Below are 2,243 nucleotides of genomic sequence, written 5' to 3' on the forward strand. Positions count from 1 at the left end.
CACTTCTTTATCACGGGTTCGGTATTCAAGGCCCTTATCATCACGTTTCAACCAAATATGAAAATGGTTCGATAATCTTAAACATTGCCCATAACACTCCGATGAAGTGTCCAATGTGCCGCTTTCGCTCGGTTACCAAGAAAGGAATAAAGCCACGTCGCTTTCATGGTGAACCAATAGGAACAAAGCCAACTACATTTGTATCAATAGCCAAAGAATCAAATGCAGTGATAGGCTGGACATTTGGCTTAAAATCGAATTTACTAGAGTAATCATGAGCGGTGGTTTCAGGGTGTTTTTTGCAAACTATATTCTCGCAAACCCTGCTCATGATTCCGAGTTGTTCAATTCAGTTCGTAAAACTATCCGAACTATTTGTTTTTTATTATGACGACAAAATTTCCATATTGAACATGACTATGACTAAGGTCTCAAGCTAGCTATTTGGGGTATTAAAAAATGAATACATTACTAACATTAAAAGTCACTAGTTCTGGTGAAGTAGACGGCAATGTTATGCACGTGAGAGAAGTTAAAGATATGCCTAATGGCTCCTCCAAGGTACTGAAAGAGATGGTAAATGATAATGAGTGTATTTATAAAGTCACTCGCAATGAAGATGGCATACTTGATTTTAGAAAAGATGGATGTTGTATTATCTTATAAATAGCTCGCTTTTTTGGTTATAGATCATATTCTTCAAGAAATATAGCTACAAAGGTTACGGATGCGATTGCTACTTTCACTGCAGGTCTGATGACAGACTCTAGGATGGAGTTAAAACTATTTTAACGGGGCTTTTGTGGTAGGAAGGCTTACAATTTTGGGCAAATTCATTCCTTATTCATCTATATGGCTACCATTCGTCCTAGTGATGCTGCCTGTCATCACTCACCTTACGGCTCTAAACCGTCTCCATCTTATCAATCAGTGCTGAAAACCTTATGTACAAATGAAACAGAGGTTCGTAAATATTTAGTTTATAAATTCTCAAAGTTTAACGATGACCAGACTCTTTCATCTTTTTTCTCTCAGTTAACATTGTTTGATATTGAAAACATTGAACGTCAATTCTTTACACTGTCAAATCGCCAGATTATCAATAGGTTTAAGAGCGGTGAGGCAACAGGTAAAGCGGTTGATATTCGTACATCAAAGTTAATCCGTCAAAGGAATTGTGATATGAGCACGGCTCTTTTTCTTTTAACCAATTTAGACCCATTATTATCAGAAAAAACTTTGGTTTTAGAAGGACATTGTTTTTCGGCTTTTTTTCAAAATGTGCTAAAGAAAAGGATTTTGAAAGTGCTCACGATGTATGGAAAAGATTATTAACATTGAAGATAAAACCCAACGTCATCATTTGCAGTGCGTTCATGTCAGTTTGTGAAAAAACCAAGCAGTTTGACCAAGCAGAGAAGATATTAAAGTCCGCTGTCGAAAAAAAGGTTTTTAAAACAAATCTGGGTTTTAACGACCAAACAAACTGCATTAACTTACATTCAACCTCAGTGTGTCACGCGAAAGACTTAGAGGGTGCAGTGCATCCCTCTGTTGCAAAAAACCATAGTCTTACACCATCAAAAAGAAGGGCGTAATATCAAAGGAGTGATAACCAGTTATAGGAACGGCATAACGTTAAGGACTGAGATGACCCGTTTTTTGAATGAATATTATTGTGTGGTTAGGGTAGACAGTAATAATCCTGGATTAATACATGTTTTTGGACTTAGAACTGAAAAATTTTGGGAGCTAGATACCGTTTAAATCATTTTCGTTAGATTAACACGCACTTGAGGTTCAAACATTGAAACCCCTTATTCGAAACAAAAACGGCAGTCTTAAATTATCCAGCGGCAAAATCATCATTGACCATTTTATTAATTACGGAAAATTAGGTGCGGAATGTGCGTTAGAAGTAAACAATTTAAGAATTGAACCTATATGAAGTATTCCTTTTACTTCTCCTAGGGACATACTCCTATTGGGATTGCTCGAGTTTGATTTCTACTGTTTTGCTTTGTTTAATCTACTGCGAAAGTGTGTTCATTAGTCCCACAACTGGGTTGAAACCCCCGTCTTTCAGACGGGTAGCTTTTAGCTAGCAGTTGGCCTTATGATGGAACCCATCAAACTTGGGTAACAAATTAAGAGGATAAATCTGAGGAGAAAAGCTTTATTTTTGAGATAATAAGTCGACCAAGACAACTATCAAAATAAAATGGCGATTCTAAACAAAACAC

General features: G+C 36.6%; 3 protein-coding genes. All 3 read left to right on the plus strand.

The annotated features are described in order from the left end of the window. On the plus strand, positions 1–272 hold a 272-nt coding region (locus JQC92_RS21945; protein ID WP_205001656.1), incomplete at its 5' end, for a transposase family protein. Between the two features lie 187 nt (positions 273–459). Beyond that, positions 460–666 (plus strand): hypothetical protein, encoded by a 207-nt coding sequence (locus JQC92_RS21950; RefSeq protein ID WP_205001657.1) that lies wholly within the window; start codon positions 460–462, stop codon positions 664–666. Positions 667–852: 186 nt separating this feature from the next. Then, positions 853–1,335 (plus strand): hypothetical protein, encoded by a 483-nt coding sequence (locus JQC92_RS21955; RefSeq protein ID WP_205001658.1) that lies wholly within the window; start codon positions 853–855, stop codon positions 1,333–1,335. Positions 1,336–2,243: the final 908 nt, after the last annotated feature.

Source organism: Parashewanella hymeniacidonis, from assembly GCF_016900895.1.
Classification (GTDB): domain Bacteria; phylum Pseudomonadota; class Gammaproteobacteria; order Enterobacterales; family Shewanellaceae; genus Parashewanella; species Parashewanella hymeniacidonis.

Excerpts from the sequence above, each read along its gene's own strand:
- JQC92_RS21950 (WP_205001657.1), top strand. The coding sequence starts at position 460 with ATGAATACATTACTAACATTAAAAGTCACTAGTTCTGGTGAAGTAGAC.
- JQC92_RS21955 (WP_205001658.1), top strand. The coding sequence starts at position 853 with ATGGCTACCATTCGTCCTAGTGATGCTGCCTGTCATCACTCACCTTAC.